The 18967-nt window shown below is 68.3% G+C and carries 19 protein-coding genes; 9 read left to right on the top strand and 10 right to left on the bottom strand.

Going from position 1 to position 18967, the window contains the following annotated elements; all coding sequences use genetic code 11:
• The first annotated feature begins 143 nt into the window (after positions 1–143).
• The 3 genes from QUC20_RS10740 to QUC20_RS10730 all read left to right on the top strand — a co-directional run bounded on the left by QUC20_RS10740 (position 144) and on the right by QUC20_RS10730 (position 2924).
• Positions 144–1424 (top strand): sensor histidine kinase, encoded by a 1281-nt coding sequence (locus QUC20_RS10740; protein ID WP_289329856.1) that lies wholly within the window; start codon positions 144–146, stop codon positions 1422–1424.
• The gene (locus QUC20_RS10735; protein WP_289329855.1) at positions 1421–2179 is read left to right on the top strand and encodes a response regulator; all 759 of its coding nucleotides are present in this window, start codon (positions 1421–1423) and stop codon (positions 2177–2179) included. The genes QUC20_RS10740 and QUC20_RS10735 overlap by 4 nt, the downstream gene beginning before the upstream one ends.
• Before the next feature lie 61 nt (positions 2180–2240).
• Complete coding sequence (locus QUC20_RS10730) at positions 2241–2924, top strand: HEAT repeat domain-containing protein (RefSeq protein ID WP_289329854.1); 684 nt, start codon at positions 2241–2243, stop codon at positions 2922–2924.
• Between the two features lie 16 nt (positions 2925–2940).
• On the opposite strand, the gene QUC20_RS10725 is transcribed toward QUC20_RS10730, so the two are convergent.
• Entirely contained in the window at positions 2941–3279 is a 339-nt protein-coding gene (locus tag QUC20_RS10725) for an SH3 domain-containing protein (RefSeq protein ID WP_120264925.1), read from the bottom strand.
• A 55-nt stretch (positions 3280–3334) separates the two neighbouring features.
• On the opposite strand from QUC20_RS10725, the gene QUC20_RS10720 reads away from it, so the two are divergent.
• On the top strand, positions 3335–4189 hold the full coding sequence (locus tag QUC20_RS10720; RefSeq protein ID WP_289329853.1) for a PhzF family phenazine biosynthesis protein: 855 nt from the start codon (positions 3335–3337) through the stop codon (positions 4187–4189).
• A gap of 24 nt (positions 4190–4213) precedes the next feature.
• Here QUC20_RS10720 and QUC20_RS10715 read toward each other — a convergent pair whose 3' ends face one another.
• The 3 genes from QUC20_RS10715 to QUC20_RS10705 form a co-directional block, all read right to left on the bottom strand.
• Positions 4214–4492: a PLDc N-terminal domain-containing protein gene (locus QUC20_RS10715; protein ID WP_220700934.1), complete on the bottom strand. Its 279-nt coding sequence runs from the start codon at positions 4490–4492 to the stop codon at positions 4214–4216.
• Positions 4493–4576: 84 nt separating this feature from the next.
• Entirely contained in the window at positions 4577–5617 is a 1041-nt protein-coding gene (locus QUC20_RS10710; RefSeq protein ID WP_289329852.1) for a YdcF family protein, read from the bottom strand.
• 22 nt (positions 5618–5639) lie between these two features.
• Positions 5640–6083, bottom strand: coding sequence for a MarR family winged helix-turn-helix transcriptional regulator (locus tag QUC20_RS10705; RefSeq protein ID WP_289329851.1), 444 nt, complete (start codon positions 6081–6083; stop codon positions 5640–5642).
• Positions 6084–6140: 57 nt separating this feature from the next.
• Here QUC20_RS10705 and QUC20_RS10700 point away from each other — a divergent pair, with 57 nt between their 5' ends.
• From QUC20_RS10700 to QUC20_RS10690, 3 genes are read left to right on the top strand one after another with little or no spacing between them, the layout of a single operon-like run.
• Positions 6141–6509 (top strand): VOC family protein, encoded by a 369-nt coding sequence (locus QUC20_RS10700; protein WP_289329850.1) that lies wholly within the window; start codon positions 6141–6143, stop codon positions 6507–6509.
• A 20-nt stretch (positions 6510–6529) separates the two neighbouring features.
• Positions 6530–6772: a hypothetical protein gene (locus QUC20_RS10695; RefSeq protein ID WP_120264930.1), complete on the top strand. Its 243-nt coding sequence runs from the start codon at positions 6530–6532 to the stop codon at positions 6770–6772.
• 48 nt (positions 6773–6820) lie between these two features.
• On the top strand, positions 6821–7153 hold the full coding sequence (locus QUC20_RS10690) for a hypothetical protein (protein WP_120264931.1): 333 nt from the start codon (positions 6821–6823) through the stop codon (positions 7151–7153).
• A 31-nt stretch (positions 7154–7184) separates the two neighbouring features.
• On the opposite strand, the gene QUC20_RS10685 is transcribed toward QUC20_RS10690, so the two are convergent.
• From QUC20_RS10685 to QUC20_RS10675, 3 genes are all read right to left on the bottom strand, one after another.
• Positions 7185–7427 (bottom strand): glycine zipper domain-containing protein, encoded by a 243-nt coding sequence (locus QUC20_RS10685; protein WP_289329849.1) that lies wholly within the window; start codon positions 7425–7427, stop codon positions 7185–7187.
• A gap of 79 nt (positions 7428–7506) precedes the next feature.
• On the bottom strand, positions 7507–7848 hold the full coding sequence (locus QUC20_RS10680; RefSeq protein WP_120264933.1) for a histone-like nucleoid-structuring protein Lsr2: 342 nt from the start codon (positions 7846–7848) through the stop codon (positions 7507–7509).
• 78 nt (positions 7849–7926) lie between these two features.
• Positions 7927–9582, bottom strand: a complete 1656-nt coding sequence (locus QUC20_RS10675) for a catalase (protein ID WP_289329848.1) — start codon at positions 9580–9582, stop codon at positions 7927–7929.
• A gap of 479 nt (positions 9583–10061) precedes the next feature.
• On the opposite strand from QUC20_RS10675, the gene QUC20_RS10670 reads away from it, so the two are divergent.
• Together QUC20_RS10670 and QUC20_RS10665 are read left to right on the top strand one after the other, a co-directional pair.
• Positions 10062–11366 carry an ABC transporter substrate-binding protein gene (locus QUC20_RS10670; protein ID WP_289329847.1) on the top strand — a complete coding sequence of 435 codons (1305 nt, stop codon included), beginning with the start codon at positions 10062–10064 and terminating at the stop codon, positions 11364–11366.
• 137 nt (positions 11367–11503) lie between these two features.
• Positions 11504–15793, top strand: coding sequence for a polysaccharide lyase family 8 super-sandwich domain-containing protein (locus QUC20_RS10665; RefSeq protein WP_289329846.1), 4290 nt, complete (start codon positions 11504–11506; stop codon positions 15791–15793).
• Between the two features lie 139 nt (positions 15794–15932).
• Here QUC20_RS10665 and QUC20_RS10660 read toward each other — a convergent pair whose 3' ends face one another.
• The 3 genes from QUC20_RS10660 to QUC20_RS10650 are packed head-to-tail and all read right to left on the bottom strand — an operon-like array spanning position 15933 to position 18905.
• Positions 15933–17021 carry a glycoside hydrolase family 130 protein gene (locus tag QUC20_RS10660; RefSeq protein ID WP_289329845.1) on the bottom strand — a complete coding sequence of 363 codons (1089 nt, stop codon included), beginning with the start codon at positions 17019–17021 and terminating at the stop codon, positions 15933–15935.
• Between the two features lie 31 nt (positions 17022–17052).
• Positions 17053–17946 carry a carbohydrate ABC transporter permease gene (locus QUC20_RS10655; protein ID WP_289329844.1) on the bottom strand — a complete coding sequence of 298 codons (894 nt, stop codon included), beginning with the start codon at positions 17944–17946 and terminating at the stop codon, positions 17053–17055.
• Complete coding sequence (locus QUC20_RS10650; RefSeq protein WP_289329843.1) at positions 17946–18905, bottom strand: carbohydrate ABC transporter permease; 960 nt, start codon at positions 18903–18905, stop codon at positions 17946–17948. Before QUC20_RS10650 ends, QUC20_RS10655 begins: the two co-directional genes overlap by 1 nt.
• Positions 18906–18967: the final 62 nt, after the last annotated feature.

Here is an 18967-nt window from a genome sequence, read left to right as displayed (position 1 = left end):
CATTCGCGCGGACATCGTCGTCGCCGCGAGATCGAACTAGGATGGCACTTCGCCGAGCCGCCCCCGAGGGTGGCGGGATTTGTTCTCATAAATGCTCACGGGCACCGCCCGACAACGTCCGATCGCACGAGGAAGTGGACAGGATGCCGTTCACGGTGAGAGCGTCTGCTGCCCGCCTCGTGCTGCTCGTGCTCCCCTCGGTGGTCACGCTCGCGGCGCTATCGGCCACCGTGGCCATCGCCCTCGCGGCGCAGGAGCGGACCATCCGAGAGGCGACCGGCGAACGGGTGCTCGACGTCGCGGAGAGCCTCGCCGACCTGCCAGAGGTGCGTGAGGCCGTGGCGGGGGCGATGAGCGCGGGGTCGCCGACCATGCTCGCCGATGCAGCCGACCTGGCTCCGGCGACCGCGATCCTTCAGCCGATCGCCGAGCTCGTGGGCGAAGCGGCCGGCGTCTATTACGTCGTCATCACCGACGACGAGGGCGTCCGCATCACCCACCCGCTCGCGTCCGAACGCGGCGTGCAGGTCGAGACCGCCAACGCGTCGGTGCTCGCCGGCGACACGTTCGTCGGCACCGAGGTCGGGGCCTCGGGGCCGTCGCTGCGTGCAAAGGTGCCGGTGCGCGATCCCGGCGGCACCCCGATCGGGATGGTGGCGGTCGGGGTGCTCGAGTCGCAGATCGCGGGGGAGCTCGACGACGCCGTCGGCGCCCTGTTGCCCTGGGCGATCGGCGCGCTCGTCGTCGCGACGCTCGCGAGCTCGGTCCTCACCGCCGCGGTCGAGCGCCGGTTCCGTCGGTTGGACGTCATCGCGGCGGAGCACGCGCAGATGCGCCGCACGGCGACGGCACTCCGCGAGCAATCGCACGAGTTCAGCACGCGGCTGCACGTCATCCACGGCCTGCTCTCGCGGGGTGACGCCGACGAGGCCCGCGGGTACATCGAAGAGATCGCGAGCGTGCGTCGCCCCGTCGACATCGGTGACGACGAGGCGAGCGCGGACCAGCCCGTGCTCGCCGCGATGATCCCGACCGTGCGTGCCGAACTGCACGAGCACGCATCCCGGGTCCGCTTCGACCTCGCCCTCGACCACGACATCGACGAGGGCATCGTGTCCGTGGTGTCGAACCTGTGCCGCAACGCCGCGGAGGCGGGGGCGGCGAACGTGATCTGCGAGCTGCGGCACCGGGGTTCGCGCATCGCGGGCGCGGTCGACGACGACGGCCCCGGCGTCGACCAGCGCATCGCCCGCCGCATCTTCACCCCGGGCTACTCCTCGAAGGCCGACACGACGGGCCTCGGGCGCGGCCTGGGACTGGATGTCGTCCGCCGCATCGTCACGGCACGATCGGGCACCGTCGAGGTCGGGCGCTCACCGCTCGGGGGAGCGCGATTCGCCTTCGAGCTGGAGAGCTGCCGATGACCGGCCCGATCCGGGTGCTCGTCGTCGACGATGACCGTGGCGCGCGCGCCCTGCATGCCGGATTCGTCGCCGACATTCCCGGTTTCGTCGTCGTGGCGACGGCGGGCACGGGCGAGGCGGCTCTCGAGCACAGCCGCTCCGGGGTCGATCTGATCCTGCTCGACATGCGGTTGCCCGGCATCAGCGGCATCGAGGTGCTCCACCGCCTGCGTACGCTCGGTGACGACGGACCCGACGTGCTCGTCATCAGCTCGTCGCAGGATCAGACCACGGTGCGCCAGGCTCTCGCGGCGCGCGTCGTCGGCTACCTCGTCAAACCCTTCACGCAGGCCGCGCTGAGCGAGCGACTGGAACGCTACGCGGCCGATCGCGAGCGCATCGTCGCCGGTGGGCGTGAAGCGATACTCGCGCAGGGTGAGATCGACCGGCTGTTGTCCACCGGCACCATCCGCACCGCATCGGCGGCGGCGTCCGGGTCTCGCCGGGGAGCGGGCGGGATGACGGGCGGCGGCTATCCGTCCGGGCTGCCGAAGGGCCTCGCTGCTCCGACCCTGACGCAGGTCGTCGCCGCCCTCGACCCGGTCGTCGCCCTCACGACAGCCGAGGTCGCGACAGCCTGCGGCATCTCGCGCGCGACCGCGAACCGGTATCTGACGCACCTCGTCGATACCGGCGTCATCCATCTGTCGCACCGATACGGCAAGCGTGGCCGGCCCGAGGTGCTGTACCGGCTTGCTCCGTCGCCCGAGCGCTGATGCGTTTGTCACGCCGCCTGCCCCGGTGACGGGCGCGGCCGATGGGCGTAGCGTGCGGTGCATGGCCACCGTGACCGCATGGGCGGCGGAGCTCCGGCGACTCGGCACAGACGCCTGGGTCGATTACCTCGTCGAGCATTCGGGTCTGCCCGGGCCGCGGGCGAACACGACGCTGGCCGCCACCGTCGCGGAGGTCGCCGATGCCCGCATCATCGACGAGCTCGTCCGCGACGGTGGTGAGTACCCCATGATGTGCGCCGCGGCGGCGGTCGCCCGGCGCGCGGCTCCGGGTCGCGACGCTGAGGCCCTGCGGTTCGCGGCCGATGATCGGTGGCGGGTTCGTGAGGGAATCGCGCTCGGCCTGCAGCTTCTGGGCGACGCCGATCCGCACACCCTGGCGGCGACCGTGCGGGCATGGGCAGACGAAGACGACCCCCTCGTGGTGCGAGCCGCCGTGGCAGCGATCTGCGAGCCGCGACTGCTGCGGTCGCCCGAGATGGCGGCGATCGCCGTCGAGGTGTGCGCTCGCGCGACCGTTCACCTCGTGGCACGGCCGCAACCGCAGCGGCACGACAGTGCAGCCCGCACGCTGCGTCAGACCCTCGGATACGCGTGGAGCGTCGCCGTCGCGGCCGATCCCGGTCCCGGCCTGCGCGCGTTCGAAGCGCTCGACACGACCGACCCGGACATCGCCTGGATCGTCCATGAGAACGCGAGCAAGAAGCGGCTCTCGCGCCTGCTGTGATCTCCCGACGCCCCGCTCAGGCGTCGCGGAGGACCCGATGGGGGATCCAGCCCTCGCGGCCGGATTCGGCACGGCACCACGACCAGCCGCTCTCGGCGTCGTCCACGACCACCTCGACGACGCTCCCTTCGGCCTGGGAGAGCTCGGTGGTGTCATACCCCGTCACGACCGTGCCGACCGATCCCTCGATGTGGATGTGTCTTCCGGGCACCCAGCCCGAGCCGTCGGACGCGGTGACGAAGACGAAGGCCGGCCATTCGGTATCCCAGGCGCCGACGGAGACGACGTCGCCGGGCTCGACCTGCAGCGGGGGCCGTTGAGGTGCTTCATGGTCAGAGATGAGAACACGTCGCATCGTTCCATCATGGCGCCGGCGTCGGACACCGCGGAGGCGGGCGTAGCCTGAGCTGATGAGCACGCCCGAGGTCCTGCGATACACCGCGTTCAGCACCCGATCCGAAGGCGGCAATCCCGCCGGCGTCGTCCTCGATGCGGGCGCGCTCGACGCCCGGGCCATGCAGCGGATCGCGGCCGACGTCGACTATGCCGAGACGGCCTTCGTCACCGGGACGACCGCTGATGGGGCCCGCTCGGTCCGTTACTTCTCGCCCATCGCCGAAGTCCCCTTCTGCGGGCACGCCACCGTCGCCACCGCAGTGGCGCTCGCCGAGCGGGGCCAGGTCGCCCCCGACGGCGCGGTCCGGTTCGACACCCCCGTCGGCGACGTGTCGATCGCGGTCTCGCGCGACGATGACGGCATCCGGGCGTCCTTCACCAGCGTCGAGCCGTCCGTCCGCGAACTCGATGACGTCGATCTCGACGCGATCCTCGCTCTGCTCGGTCTCTCGCGAGCGGACCTCGATCCCGAACTGCCGCCGCGACTCGCGAACACGGGCAACGCGCATCCGGTCGTCGTGCTCGCGGATCAGAAGACCTTCGACGGTTTCTCCTTCGAGCCCGACGCGGTTCGCGCGCTGCTCGATGACCGAGGCTGGCCGGCCACCATCACTGTGGCGTTCCGGGCTGCATCCGATCGGTTCCAGGCGCGCAACCTGTTTCCCGTGGGGCGCATCACGGAAGACCCGGCGACGGGGTCGGCTGCGGCGTCGTTCGGCGCCTATCTGCGCTCGCTCGGCGCGGTCGATGCTCCCGCGGTCATCGTGATCGAGCAGGGCCGACACGTCGGCCGGCCAGGGGAGCTGACCGTCGACATCCCCGCCGAGGGAGGCATCACCGTGACGGGCCACGCCGTCGCCATCTCGTGATGTCGTGATGCCGGCCGCGTCGGGTCACACGCGGTCGGTGCGGATGCGGGCGTTGCGGCCGCCGAGCCACCAGACGAGCGGACCGGCGATCGGGAAGACGAAGATCCCGATGATCCACAGCAGCTTGCCGCCGCCGGTGTAGCGCGACGAGGCGAGGATCGAGATCAGGCTCGAGACGAACAGGATCGCTGCTACCGCCGCGACCACCGCGAACACCACGAAGACGGATGCCGTCACCCCCGGCATCCAGTCGCGAGGCAGCCAATCGTCGGAGACGACGAGGATTCGTGCGGTTTCGATCATGCTTCCAGCCTCGTGGGGAATGAGCCTGGTGTCGTGAGCCTGCCGACGGATCTCGCGTAGCCCGGCAGGATGAACTTCAGAATTTCAATCCGCGAGGAGCAGCACCAGGTTCATCGCCACGAACGAGACGAGAGGCACCATCAGCACTCCGAGGGCGATGCCGTTGAGCACACGGTGGTCGCGGAGCACGGCGAGATACTCGCGCAGCAACGCGCTCGGCCGGTAGTAGCGGGCGGTGCGGGCTCCGATCGCGTTGCCCGGCATGCCGAGCGTCCGCAGCAGCGTGGCGGCCCGGAAGGCGTGGTAATCGCTCGTCACGGCGAGCACCGGGCCCGTGATGCCCCGCTCGGCGAGGATCGCGCGGGTCAACGTGAGGTTCTCTTCGGTGGTGCGGGACGAGTCCTCCATCACCAGGCGCTCGGGCGGGGCGCCCAGCCCGGCGGCGTGCTCCGCCATACCCGCCGCCTCGCTTCGGGGCTCGTCGGCGCCCTGGCCGCCCGAGAGCACGAGTACCGCGTCGGGGAAGCGCTGCAACGTGTCGACGCCGAGCGCGACGCGCTGGGCGAGTAACGGTGGAACGCTGCCGTCGCGGCGCAGACCCGAGCCGAGCGTGACGATCGCCGCCGGGGCCGGGCCCCGACGTGCGATGCGGGCGTAAACGGCCGACCAGCACAGGTAGGCCACGAAGCCCATGCCGACATAGCCGATCGGTCCGGCGAGGAGCAGGAGGATGACGGCGAGCTCGAACCAACCGGCGAGGACGGCGACGACCCCGAGCGCGAGGATCGCCAAGACTCCGGCTCCAGCCAGAAGCGAAAGGCGATTGGCGAGCGAGCGTCCTTCACGCTTGATCATCACGATGCCGTTGCCGACCAGTGCGATGCCGAGTCCGACGCCCGCGAGCAGGGGAACGATGAAGACCAGGAGGACTGCTGCCATGCTGCCGCCGGTGCCGGTCAGCGAAACCAGGAGGACGCCGCCGATGCCGAGGACGAAGACCGCGACCGCGGCGACGAGCGATGTCGCCGCGAGCGTCAGCAAGACGCCGGGCAGCAGGCGGCGAGGGTCGCGGGCCGCGAGGGCGATGCCGAGGGCCGCGAAGAGGAGCGTGAAGAATCCGGGCACGCGCCCAGCCTAGAGACCGGGGTTAAGACCGCAGCGATCCGGCCATCGCGCGGAGAGCCCGGAACGTCGTCATCCGGTCGGCGTCATCGAGGCCGGACAGCATCCGCACTTCCACTCCGCGCACCGCGGCGGTGGCGGCGGCCAGGCGTTCGCGCCCGCGTTCGGTGAGCTCGGTCGGCAGCGCCTTGCCGGCCGCCGGGGTGGCCGCCCGGACCACCTCGCCGTCGCGTTCGAGGGCCTGCAGCAGCACGTTCATGCTCTGGCGCGTGACGAACGTGCCGCGGGCGAGCTCGGAGTTGGACAGTCCCGGGCGCTGGGCGAGCAGTTCCAAGCACGAGTAGTGCGTGATGTTCATGCCGAGCGGGCGCAGCACGTCTTCCATCGCCGATCGCAGGACGCTCGAGACCTCCTTGACGAGGTAGCCCATCGAGGTCTCCAAATCGATGCCGGCACCGTCTTGACTCATGTCAGTATTCTGACATACGGTGGGGTGTCAGAAAACTGACACGAAAGGACTCTCCTCATGCCTGCCACCGGACCCGACTTCATCTCTATCCAAACCCGCGACCTCGCGGTCGCCCAGGCCTTCTACGAGCGATTCCTCGGCCTCGAGCGATCGCCGCAGGGACCGCCTCACGCCGTGGTGTTCTCGACGTCACCGATCGCATTCGCCCTGCGGAATCCGATGCCCGGCGTTGATCTCGACGCGCTCGAGCAGCCGGGCCGGGGTGTCGCGCTGTGGCTCCACGCGACCGGTGTGCAGGCTATCCACGATGAACTGGTTGCCGCCGGCCATCGAATCGTGTCTGAGCCTGTCGACGGGCCGTTCGGGCTGACGTTCACCTTCGCCGACCCCGACGGATACCACGTGACGCTTCACGACCGGGCCTGATCGACTGTTAGGTTCGCTGGGTGCAAAGTCTGTGGCAACGAATCGGAACGGCCTCCGCCGCGACCCCGTTCGGTGTCATCGTCATGCAGACGATCGTCTGGGTGGGGATGTCGGCGATCTGGATTCCGTGGGCGATCAACGGCGGCGACGTCATCCGCATCGTGCTCGCCGTCATCTCACCGCTCCTGGCCCTCTACTGGGTGGTGGCGCTGGTCTACGGCATCCGACGGCGGCGCGCTCTCCGGGCCTCTCGCGACGACTGATCTCTTCATCGCTGGCCGTCGACGCATCCGTGTGATTGCATCGAACTGATGGATCTCTCGTGGATGTGGTTGTTACTCGTTGCGGCCGGAGCAGCGATGCAGGTCGTCTCGGTCGTCTGGCTCGTGCGCTTGCGCCCGGATGAGCCGTATCCGATGTGGACGTATGTGCCGAAGGAACCCGGTCGGGTGCGTACGGTGCGCATCGGTGGGGCCAGTCTCATCCTCTTCGGCGCGATCATGTTCTCGTCGTCCCTGGGCCCGCTGTGGTTCCTGACCCCCGTCGCCGTCGCGCTCGCATTCGTACCCATGTTCATCGCGATCTACGCCGTGAACGGGAGCTTCGAGCGGCGCGCGGCGAGCGCTGCGGGGCCGACGGAGTGACGCCCCGGGGCGAGCGTGCCAGGCGGCGCGCTCAGTCCGTGGTGTCCGCGCCTTCGGTGGCGTCGGCGCCTGCAGACTGATCGCGTCTACGGGCGTCGGCCGCGACGCCCAGCACGATCCCGAGGGAAAGGCCGATCGCGCCGCCGAGCGCGATGTTGTCGAATACCAGCATTCCGATGGCGCTGCCGAGCGGGAGGCCGAGAGCGATCCCGATCGCAACCCCGTTCGCGCCGCTGCTCGCGGGATCGCTCGTGCCGGGTGTTTCTCCGTTCATGGCGCACTCCGTCGATCTCGAGGAACGAGAAATGGCTCAGGCCTGGAGGCGCCTGAGCCATTTCTGCGATGGGGTGGTGTCAGTTCGCGGCGCGGTAAGCGTCGATCACGGCTGCCGGAACACGGCCGCGCTCGTTGACCGTGTGCCCGTTCGCGCGCGCCCATTCGCGCACCGCACCCAGGTCGAGGTCGCTCTTGTTCGCACGTGACGAGCGCGAGCGCGAGGTGTTGTTGACACGGATCGAGCGAGCGACGTCCACGAAGGGTGCGAGCGCCTTGTAGAACTTCTCGGCGTTGTCGTCGGAGAGGTCGATCTCGTACGCGCGTCCCTCGATCGAGAACGTGATCTGCTTTCCCTCACCGCTCTCCAGAACAGTGCCGTCGAGGTCGTCGATGAGTTGAGTGATTTGTTTGCGGGCCATGGCAGACATGTTAGCGGTTTGTCGGCGTTTCGCATCACCACTCGACGACACTATTTCGTGTCATGTAACCCGAACGCCTCACACCCTCTGTGCGCGAGCATTGGGAACGCAATGAGTCATCTGGAGATCTGCCACATCACGAGGGCCGTTGTTTCCCAGATTTCGCAGGCGTTCGAGCTCGTCGACGCTGAGCGTCTGGGACTGGAGAGGGGGGAGGTTGGCGATGTCGTTCAGCGTGATTCCCAGGCCTTCGCCGACACGACGGCCCAAGTCGTCCTCCACCATGTAGAAGTGCCAGAGCATCCGCTCCTGCACGGGACGGGCGGCTTGTCCGATCAGCTCGACGAAGTTCGCCACAAGGTCATCGCGCTCCCAGTCCTCCATCAGCAGATAGCGCTGACCGGCCTGGGTGTAGTCGTTGGTCCGAGGGATCCGTTTGCGGGTGAGTCGCCCGACGATCTCCGGCCCCTGCTCGTCGTGAGTGGGGTATTGCGCCTCGCGGAGGCCACCGGTGATGGACGGCTCGTAGTTGACGTGCGGATTCTCGCCGCCGTTGTCCACGTGGTAGGCCATCTGGCCGTCGCGGAGGTTCGTGGCCACCGACGCGTTCTTCGGTGAATTGACCGGCAGCTGTAGGTAATTCGGGCCGACGCGGTAGCGCTGGGTGTCGGAGTACGAGAACGTGCGTCCTACGAGCATCTTGTCATCGGAGAAGTCGAGCCCGTCGACGAGGACGCCGGTGCCGAAAGAGATCTGCTCGTTCTCGGCGAAGAAGTTCGAGACGTTCCGATTGAGCACCATCGTGCCGACGGCGCGCGGCGGGAACTCGTTCTCCGGCCACACCTTCGTGTCGTCGAGCGGGTCGAAGTCGAGCTCGGGGTGGTCGTGGTCGTCCATCATCTGCACCCGCAACTCCCATTCGGGGTATTCGCCGCGTTCGATGGCCTCGTACATGTCGCGCGACGCGTGACCGAGATCGCCGGCCTGGACGGCGGCGGCGTCGGCTTCGGTCATCGAGCTGACCCCGACCGAGGGGATCCAGTGGTATTTCACGAGCTTCGTCTCGCCCTGTTCGTTGACCCACTTATAGGTGTTCACCCCGAAGCCCTGTTGGGTGCGATAGTTCGCCGGGATGCCGCGGGGGCTGAACAGATTGACGAGCATGTGCATCGACTCGGGCGTCTGAGACATGAAGTCGAAGATGCGCGCCGGTTCCTGCCGGAAGGTGACCGGGTCGGGTTTGAGCGAGTGGATGACGTCGGGGAACTTGATCGCGTCGCGGATGAAGAAGACGCCGAGGTTGTTTCCGACGAGGTCCCAGTTGCCGTCCTCGGTGTAGAACTTCACCGCGAACCCGCGCGGGTCGCGCGCCGCCTCGGACGAATCGCGTCCGCCGATCACCGTGGAGAAGCGGACCGCGACGTCGGTGCGCTTGCCCGGCTGCTGGAAGAGCTTCGCGCGCGTGAACTGCGCGATGGGCTCGTCGCCCCACATGCCGGTGGCCTCGAAGTGGCCGAAGGCGACGAAGCCTCGCGCGTGCACGACGCGCTCCGGGATGCGTTCCCGATCGAAGTGGCTGATCTTCTCGAGGAAGTGGTAGTTCTCGAGCGTCGCCGGACCGCGGGGTCCGACCGTCCGCTGGTTCTGGTTGTCGTAGACCGGGTGTCCCTGCCGGTCGGTCAGCTCGGTGCGGTCGTCGCCCGCAGTGGGGCCCTGGCTCGATACATCGGTCATCGCGTCCTCCGTGTGGTTCGCCTGTCGTGGGGATGCGGGCGACGCTACGGGTGAGCGGGTGGCGCTCGGAAGGGGGTTGCGGGCTCCGAGGCGGTCGCAGATCACCCGGCGCGGGGTGCGGCCCGATCGTCGAGTCGCCACGAATTGCGGATTCTGGGTCTCCGGCATGCGCAGGTCCTGGCGAATTGACCGGGCGGATGGTTCCCGCACGGAGGCGTCGGCACGCGAGGAATAGACCGATTTAGTGCTCTTCCAAGCGGTCTGATTGACTCTTGACAGGCCTTTGACCAAACCGGTTTACTAGAGGCGCAGCATCCACCGTCACGACGAACGCGACCCGCACGCGTGAATCGCGGCAGGACGCGGCTCTCAACTCGTTCCGACGTGTCGAGGTCGTCGTCGGTGAACGCACCAGGAGCCGCACCACATGAAGTTTCGCCGCTGACGCGGGCAGCGCCACACGAAGGAGTTAGCGCGCAATGAAGCGTTCCGTTGTCGCGGCCGCCGCACTCGTCGCCGTCGCCCTGCCGCTCACCGCATGTGCCGGTGGGAGCACTGCACCCGGCGCAGGTTCCGAGCTGACCGAAGGCCCGATCAAGATCTGGTACTCGACCAACGAGCAGGAGATCGCGTGGGCTGAGGCGGTCGTCGATGCCTGGAATGCGGACAACCCCGACGCGCAGGTGACCGCCGAGGCGATCCCGTCGGGTAAGTCTTCCGAGGATGCGATTGCGGCCGCCATCACCGCGGGCAACACCCCGTGCCTCGTCTACAACACGGCACCGGCCGCGGTGCCCGCGTTCCAGAAGCAGGGCGGTCTGGTCAACATCTCGAAGACGTTCGATGATGGCGAGTCGTTCATCACCGAGCGCTCGGGGGATGCTGCCGACGGATTCCGCTCGCCCGACGGCGACCTGTACCAGGTGCCCTGGAAGGCGAATCCGTTCATGCTCTACTACAACAAGGCGGCGTTCGCCGAAGCCGGACTGGATGCCGAGAACCCGAGCCTGTCCACGTACGACGACGTGCTGGCCGCCGCGGCGGCGATCAAGACCGCAGGCTCGGCGGACTTCGCGCTGTACCCGCCGGCATCCGGTGACTACACGAACGCCCTGTTCGACTTCTACCCGTTCTTCCTGGCCAACTCGGGCGGTGAGCAGCTGGTCGTCGACGGCGCCGCGACGTTCACGAGCCCGGAGGGGCTCGAGACGCTCGAGTTCTGGAAGACGCTCTACGCCGAGGGGTACTCGTCGGCCGAGGCATACTCCGGCGACGCCTGGGCAGGCCCCTTCGCCGATGGCGTTGCGGCGATGGGCATCGCCGGGCCCTGGGGCGCTGCGCAGTTCGAGGGCAAGGTCGACTTCGGCGTGGTGCCGCTGCCCACGGCCGACGGCATCCCGCTGGAAGAGACGTACACGTTCGGCGACTCGAAGAATGTCGGCATCTACTCATCGTGTGAGAACAAGCAGACCGCGTGGGACTTTGCCCAGTTCTCGATGAACGCCGACAACGACCTGGCGCTGCTCGAGACGACGGGGCAGTTCCCGATCCGTACCGACCTGACCGAGGTCGCCGGCGACTACCTCGCCGGCGACCCACTGCTCGCCACGTTCGCTGAGGAGGTGCCGCTGACGGTCGACGTGCCCAACATCGCGAACGCTTCGGAGATCTGGCAGACATTCCGCGATGCCTGGGGCGCCTCGGTGCAGACCGGCAACGCTGATCTCGACGAGGCCATGCAGAGCGCGGCCGACACGATCGACCAGCTCGCCTCTCAGGGCTGATCCCCGGGCCGGGCGGAGGACATCCTCCGCCCGGCCCTCCCGTTTCATCGACGGTCTCCGCGCCGTCCTGCATCACCCCGTCTCCGCAGCGTTGCGTACCGATGCTCCGCTGCGCCCGTCAGGCCGAAGGAGCCGTCTTGAGATTCCTTACCGCGCTCGCCGCGACCATCACCGCCCTGGTGCTCGGCGCCTGCGCCCTCATCGCACCGCCCGCGGCGGCTGCCACACCCGACGACGACGTCGACACGATCGTCAGCCGTCTGCAGGGCTACTACCTGGCGCAGGGCGACGACATCATCATCGCCAACGGCATCTACCTCGCTCGCACGTCGGAGGCCCAGGAGTACGCAGCCTCACAGAACGAGGACGGCTCATGGTCGGACGTCAACTACGCCGACCGCACGAGCTCCGCGAACGGCTCGACGTGGTCGGCCTACATCGCGCTGTACCGCATGCTCGCGATGGCGCAGGCCTACCGGGCGCCCGATGCCCCCGGCTTCGAGGACCCCACCCTGATCGCCGCCCTCGACCGTGCGCTCGTGCACTGGGACCGCGTCGACCCCGGCAATCAGAACTGGTGGGAGACCGAGATCGGCGAGTCGATGGCCATGGGCCGCATCGCGATCTTCGTGGGCGGTGAGCTGTCGGACGAGGCGTTCGACGCGGCGCAGGAGCACAACACCGGCAAGCTCGACCCGGTCGGTGCGAACGGGGCTTGGCGGACGACGAACTACCTCTTCGAGGCGGTGTCGACCCGCAACTTCGAGGACATCACCACCGGGTTCGCCACGATGGTCGAGACGGTCGAGGTCGACGAGTCCGGCGACGTCAACGAGGCCGTGCAGCCCGATGCGAGCTTCTGGGCCCATGAGGCCCAGCTGTACAGCGAGGGCTACGGCATGGCGCTGTTCACCAACGTCGCGATCTGGGCGGACGCGGCTCGTGGCACGAGCCTCGGCTTCACCCGCGAGCAACTCGACACGATCGCGTTCTACATCATCAACGGCACACGCTGGATGATCCGCGGCGAGGTCGGGATGCTGTACCTCGGCTACCGTCCGCCCAAGACGGTCGACGGCGTCACCGGCTACGCGGCCGAGTTCCTCGAGCCGCTCGACCAGATGGTCCGCACCGATGCCCTATACGCCACCGCGTACCGCGATCTCGCGGCCAACATCCGGGGACAGGCGCCCGGCAACGGGGTCACCGGCAACAAGTACTTCTGGCGTTCGGAGTTCTCGTCGCAGCTGCGCGACGACTACGGCATCTTCACCCGTCTGAACTCCAGCCGCACGGTCGGCGCCGAGTACCGGTCGACGTTCCGTCCCGCCGTCGGCAACGAGGTGTACTGGAACTCCGCCGGCGCGACCGCGATCCAGGTGACCGGTCGCGAGTACCTTGAGCTCGGGCCCGCCTTCGACTGGTTCCACTACCCGGGAGTGACTGCTCCCTATGTCAAGGAACAGACACGCGGCACGAACGGGCGCGTCGGCAACGGCGGCAGCTTCACCGGCGGCGTCTCCGACGGCACGTACGGTGCGAGCGTGTACACGCTCGACCGTTCGTCGTCGAAGGCGAGCAAGAGCTACTTCTACTTCGACGACGAGATGGTGGCGCTCGGCACCGGCATCCGGTCGACTTCGGACGGCGCCGTGCACACGGTCGTCAACCAGGCGGCTGCGAAGCCGAACGCCTCGGTGGGCGGCGAGGCGCTCGACGTCGGCACCGCGGACCAGGCGCTCGACGGCGCACGCTGGGCGTACAACGACCAGGTCGGCTACGTCGTGCCGGACGACGGCTCGCTGCGCGTTTCGCGTCAGCTGCAGAGCGGAAGCTGGGTGGGCGAAGACGTCGTCGAGCGCGACGCTTTCACGCTGTACTTCGATCACGGCGTGCGGCCGACGGACGCGAGCTACGAGTACACGGTGCTGCCGGCGGCGGAGCCCGGCGAGGTCGCGGCGTATGCCGCCGCGCCCGCGGTCGAGACGCTGCGCAACGACGCGTCGGTGCAGGCGGTGCGCCATGCGGGACTCAAGCGCACGATGGCCACCTTCTACGAGTCGGGAGACCTCGATCTCGGCGACGGGCGCGTGCTGCGCGTCGACCAGCCTGCGATCGTCATCCTCGACGAATCGGGCGACACGCCCGTCGTCAGCGTCGCCAACCCCGACAAGCCGGCGCTCCTGGTGCGCGTAGACCTCATCGGCGCCGACACGATGCAGCGCGGTACGTTCGCGCTCGGTTCGGGTGCTTACCTGGGGCAGACGGTGACCGCCCCGCTGACCGACTCCGATGGCGGCGTCGCGTCGCCGTTCGGCGCCAGCAGCACCGCGGTCGGGTCCGACGCCGCGTTCGCGGGCGACGGTGACGCCGGCACGGCGTGGCGATCGAGCGAGGCGGGGGTGCAGTGGCTCACCGCCGATGTCGGCGTCGGGTCTTTCGTCACGGGCGCCACGATCGTCTGGGAGGATGCCGCGGCCGAGCGCTACCTGCTGCAGACATCTCTCGACGGCCGCACCTGGGCCGATCAACGGGTCGTGCAAGGGGGCGACGGCGGCACCGACACGCTGGAGTTCGCACCGCAGGCGGCGACGTACGTGCGGCTGCTCATGCTCGAGAGCGTCGGAGACGCGCCGTACGGTGTCGCGGGGTTCGAGATCAGCTCGACGCGCAACATCGCCCTCGGTCGATCGGTGGCCGCATCGGGAGGCAGCGCGACCGGCGCCATCACTGACGGCAACATGGCCACCCGGTGGAGCTCGAACCTGTCGGACACCGCGTGGACGCAGGTCGACCTGGGATCGGTGCAGTCCATCGGCGCGGTGCGGCTCTGGTGGGAGGCGTCGTACGCGACCCGCTACCGCATCCAGGTCTCGGATGACGCTGCATCGTGGCGCGACGTCTACGCCACCCCGGAAACCGGCAGCGACGGAGGAGTCGACGCGCTCGGGATCGACGCCCGCGCCCGGTACGTCCGGATGCAGGCGTCGGCACGGAGTGCTTCGCAGTACGGCGTCTCGTTGTGGGAGTTCGAGGTGTTTCCCGACGACCTGATCGTCTCGGCGAACGCAGCGCCCGCGGGCCGCGAGAATCTCGCCCTCGGCAAAGACACGACAGCCGATTCGCAGTTCAGCGACGCGCTCGCCGCTCGGTACGCCACGGACGGCAACACGACGACCCGGTGGGCGTCGCAGCGGCAGAACGCGCCCTACACCACTCCACGCTGGCTCCAGGTCGACCTGGGCGTCGACCGCACGATCAACCAGGCGGTCATCACGTGGGAGACGGCGACGTCGAACGACTTCCGGGTGCAGGGCTCGATCGACGGCACGACGTGGAGCGAGCTCGCGCGGGTGCAGAAGACGTCGGCCGAGCTGCGCAACGTCGTCGATTTCGCCGACGCCGAAGTGCGCTACGTGCGCGTCGAGGGGCTGCCGGTCACGCGTTATGGCATGTCGGTCTTCGAGCTCGAGCTGTATGGCGGCTACAACTTCGTGCCGCTGACCGAGTCGGTGACCGCCGATGCGGACAGCACCGCGGTGGTCGCGGCATCCATTACCCCGCTCGACGATGACGATACGTTCTCGGCCTACCCGCTCGACGCCTCCGTTGTGGCCGTCGACGGTGACGCTCAGGTCGCGGCCGACGGCCGGATCGAGTTCGACCTCACGACGGGTCGCTCGGGAACGACGCCTGTGCTGCTGCTGCATGCAAACGGCGACGAGTCGGTCTGGTCGACCGTGAGCATCGCCGTCTCGACCGCCGAGCTGCAGACGCTGGTCGACCGGGCGAATGCGCTCGACAGCACGGAGTACACCGCCGAGAGCTGGCAGCCGTTGCTGCCGGCCCTCGAGGCGGCGAAGGTGGTACTGGGGGCGCCCGCAGGCATCTCACAGGAGACGGCCGATGCTCGAGCCGCGGCACTCCGGACGGCGATCGACGGACTCGTCGTCGACGAAGCACCCGCGCCCCCGGTGCTGTCGGCGCCGGGCGAGGTGCGGGCCGGCTCGACGATCAGTGTCCTCGGTACCGGGTTCGCGAGCGGCGGCGAGTACGTGGTGCAGCTGCGTTCGACGCCTGTGGACCTCGGTATCGTCGTCGCGGACGCCGGTGGGGAGTTCCGGCTGACGGCGACCGTTCCCGCAGATGTCGCACCGGGGGAGCACACGCTCGTCGCGATGCAGGGTGGGGCGGATGTCGCGACGCTGGCGATCACGGTCACCGCCGCGCCTCCGGATGGCGGCACGGGCGGCGGCTCGGATGACGGCGCCGCCGGCCCGCCGGCAGTCGGAGGTGGGGACCGCGACGGTGAACTGTCGGCCACGGGCGGGCACATCGCGGGCGTCATGTGGGCGATCGGCATCGCCGCGGCGCTGCTGGTGGCGGGAGCCGCCGCGGTGCACGGCGCTCGACGAGGCCGCGTCTGACGTCGGAGCAACCGTGCGGCCGGACCCCTGCGGGGTCCGGCCGCATCCGTCTGGCCGTCCGCGTCGCCCCAAGCGCACGCGCAACGAAACCCCCTCCGTGTGGGAGGGGGCTCCGTTGCGCGTCGGTGCGTGCTGCGGATCAGTCCACGATGCGTCGCAGCTCTGCGACGCCGATCGACGAGTCAGCCATGCCGTAGAACACGAAATCGCGCCCGCCGATGGTCTCGATCGCCGTCGGGAAGACGACGTTGCCGAGCGTTCCCGACACCTCTTCGGCGACTTCGGGGGCGAGCAACGGCTCGGATGAACGCGCGATGACCCGGCGGGGATCGGTGGCGTCGAGGATGATGGCGCCCGCGGCGTACTTCGATCCGTGTGCCAGCTCGAACCCCTTCGGCTTCGCGCCCGAGACGCCGTGGTGCAGCAGCAGCCAGCCTTCGGGAACGCGGAGCGGGGAGGGGCCGGCGCCGATCTTGGCACTCTCGTACCAGGCCTCCGGCGCGACGATCATCTCGGACTTCTCGATGTAGGTGAGTGCCGAGAGGTCGCGCGTCGCCGCTTCGAGATCGATGTACCCGATCCAGATCGACGGGCGGTCGTCATCGATCCCCGCCGGGGTGCGCGCGCCTTCACCGTCACGCAGCCAGTCCAGGTCCCACATCGGGCGGTGCAGCACCGCGAGGCTCGGGCGGCCGTCGGGGCCGGGAACGGCCTCGGGGAAGAACACGATGTCCTTGTTGGGGAACAGGTTCAGGTCTGAGTCGAGCTCCGGCTGGTAAGCGAACCGCACGGGGCCGAGTCGACGCCAGGTGACGGTATCGGTCGACACGGCCATAGCCGACTTCGGGCCGAGTGGACCGTAGGCGACGTAGGTCATCACATGCAGGCCGAGCGGCTCGACGAACGTGATGCGCGGGTCTTCGACACCGGCGTTGCTCGCGCCGTACTCCCATCCCTCGTCGGGCGAGAGTGCGACGCCGAGGCGTTCGACCGCGACCGGTTCGCCGTTCTCGACCACGACGCGTGCGCGTGCGATGCGCGACACGTTGCCCTCGGCGACGATACGCGGATAGAGATACAGCTCTCCGTCCGGGCCCCAGGCGGTGCCGGGATTGAGTACGCCTTCTGCCTCGAACGGGTCGTTCGAGTCGGCGGTCATGATCGTGCCGATCCGGCGAAGCGCGTACGGCACGTCGGTCGTCGATTCCACGGGGGAATGAGTGGTCATCGTGTGTCTTTCATTCGAGGGACGGGCTGCGTCAGCCCTTGACGGCGGAGCCGAGGTTCGCCGAGGTGAAGTGGCGCTGGAAGACCAGGAACAGAACGACGACCGGCACCGCCAGCACGCAAGCGCCCGCGAGCACGGCGCCCATCGGGTTGGCGAGGAAGGTGCCGTTGGACTGCGAGAAGTTGGCCAGGCTCACGGCGAGGGTCTGTAGGTCGGCGTTCTTGGTGACCAGGAAGGGCCAGAGGAACTCGTTCCATGGCCCGATGAAGGTCACGAGCATGGCCGTCAGCACAGCGGGCCGCACGAGGGGGACCGCGATCGAGCGCAGGATCCGCATCTCGCTCGCCCCGTCGATGCGGGCGGCGTCGAAGATCTCCTTCGGGATCTGCAAGAAGTACTGGCGAAAGATCAGCACCGCGACCGAGTTGATCGCGAACGGCAGGATCATGCCGATGTAGTTGTCGGCGAGGTTGAAGTAGCGCACGACCATGACGTAAAGCGGGATCATGAGCAGCTGGAAAGGGATCGCCTGCACCAGCAGGACGAGGGCGAACACCAGACCCTGACCGCGGAACTGCAGGATCGACAGCGCGTAGCCGACGAGCAGGCCGAACACGAGCGTGCAGCCGACGACGCCGGCGGTCATGATAAGCGAGTTGCCGAGTGAGCGCAGCAGATTGATCGACTCGTTGACCTCGGTGAAGTTGTCGAGCGTCAGGTTGCCGGGCAACGGCAGGAGTCCCCACAAGCTCGTGTCACGTTCGCGCTGCAGCGCCCCGATGACCATGTAGTAGAAGGGCACGAGCGCAGCGAGAGCGCCGAGGGTGAGGGCGCCGAATCGCAGGGCGGAAAGGACGCGCGACCCGCCGGCCTTGCGGGCGCGAGTCGTGCGGGCATCGACGGGGAGGGGGGTCTCGGTGGTCATCAGCTCTTCCTCTCCGTCAGGCGGCGCGACACGAGCGACACGGTCATCACGGCCACGACGAGGATCATCCCGATGGCAGCGGCGATGTCGGGCTGACCCTGCTGGATGCCCTTCTGGTACATGAGCAGTGCGGGTGTCAGCGACGCGCCGTTCGGTCCACCGCCGGTGAGCAGGTAGGGCTCGGTGAAGATCTGACCGGTCGTGATGATCGTCAACAGGATGACCAGCGAGGTCACCGGCGCCACTCCCGGCAGGGTGACCGAGCGGAAGCGCTGCCAGCGGCCGGCGCCGTCGAGCTGCGCGGCCTCGTACTGCTCTTCGGGCACGTTCTGCAATGCGGCCAGGTAGAGCAGGATGTAGAAGCCGAGGTTCTTCCACGTCACGTACACCGCGATCAGCGGCATGATAATCGCCGGATTGGCCAGCCATGTCGGGTCGGGGGCGAGACTGCCCAGCAGCGAGTTCACGACGCCGTTTCCGTTGAACAGGAAGATCCACACGGCGATCGTCGCGACCGACGCCGTGACGTACGGGATGTAATAGGCGACGCGGAAGAAGCCCTTCCAGTGCACGACCGCGTTCAGCCCGCTCGAGAGCAGCAGACCGAGCACGACGGTCAGTGGCACGTTGATGACGAGGAAGATCAGCAGGTTCACGAACGCTTGCCGCACCTGCCTGTCGCCGAGCACCGTGGCGAAGTTGTCGAACCCGACGAAGGGATGCGGCACAGCGACGCCGGGGGCGGTGAAGAAGAACTCGTGGAACGACATCCAGATGCCGAAGCAGAACGGCACGAGGAAGACGACGACGACGAAGGCGACATAGGGGCTGCTCAAGAGCAGGCCGATCGGATTCTCTCCCAGCCAGCGATGCACTCGTCGCTTCCGTCGCGGCGCGGCGGCCGCTTGGGGCGAGAGGACGCCGGTCGAACCGGAGGCCCTGTCTGCTACGCGCGTCATCGCGACACTCCTCATTCTCGAGTCGCATGCGCCGTCGGTCTTGGGCGACCGGCGGGCATCCC

Origin of the sequence: Microbacterium arborescens (assembly GCF_030369635.1) — a bacterium.
GTDB lineage: Bacteria > Actinomycetota > Actinomycetes > Actinomycetales > Microbacteriaceae > Microbacterium.
Note: the sequence above shows the minus strand (reverse complement) of the source record. Positions and strands in the feature narration are given on the sequence as shown.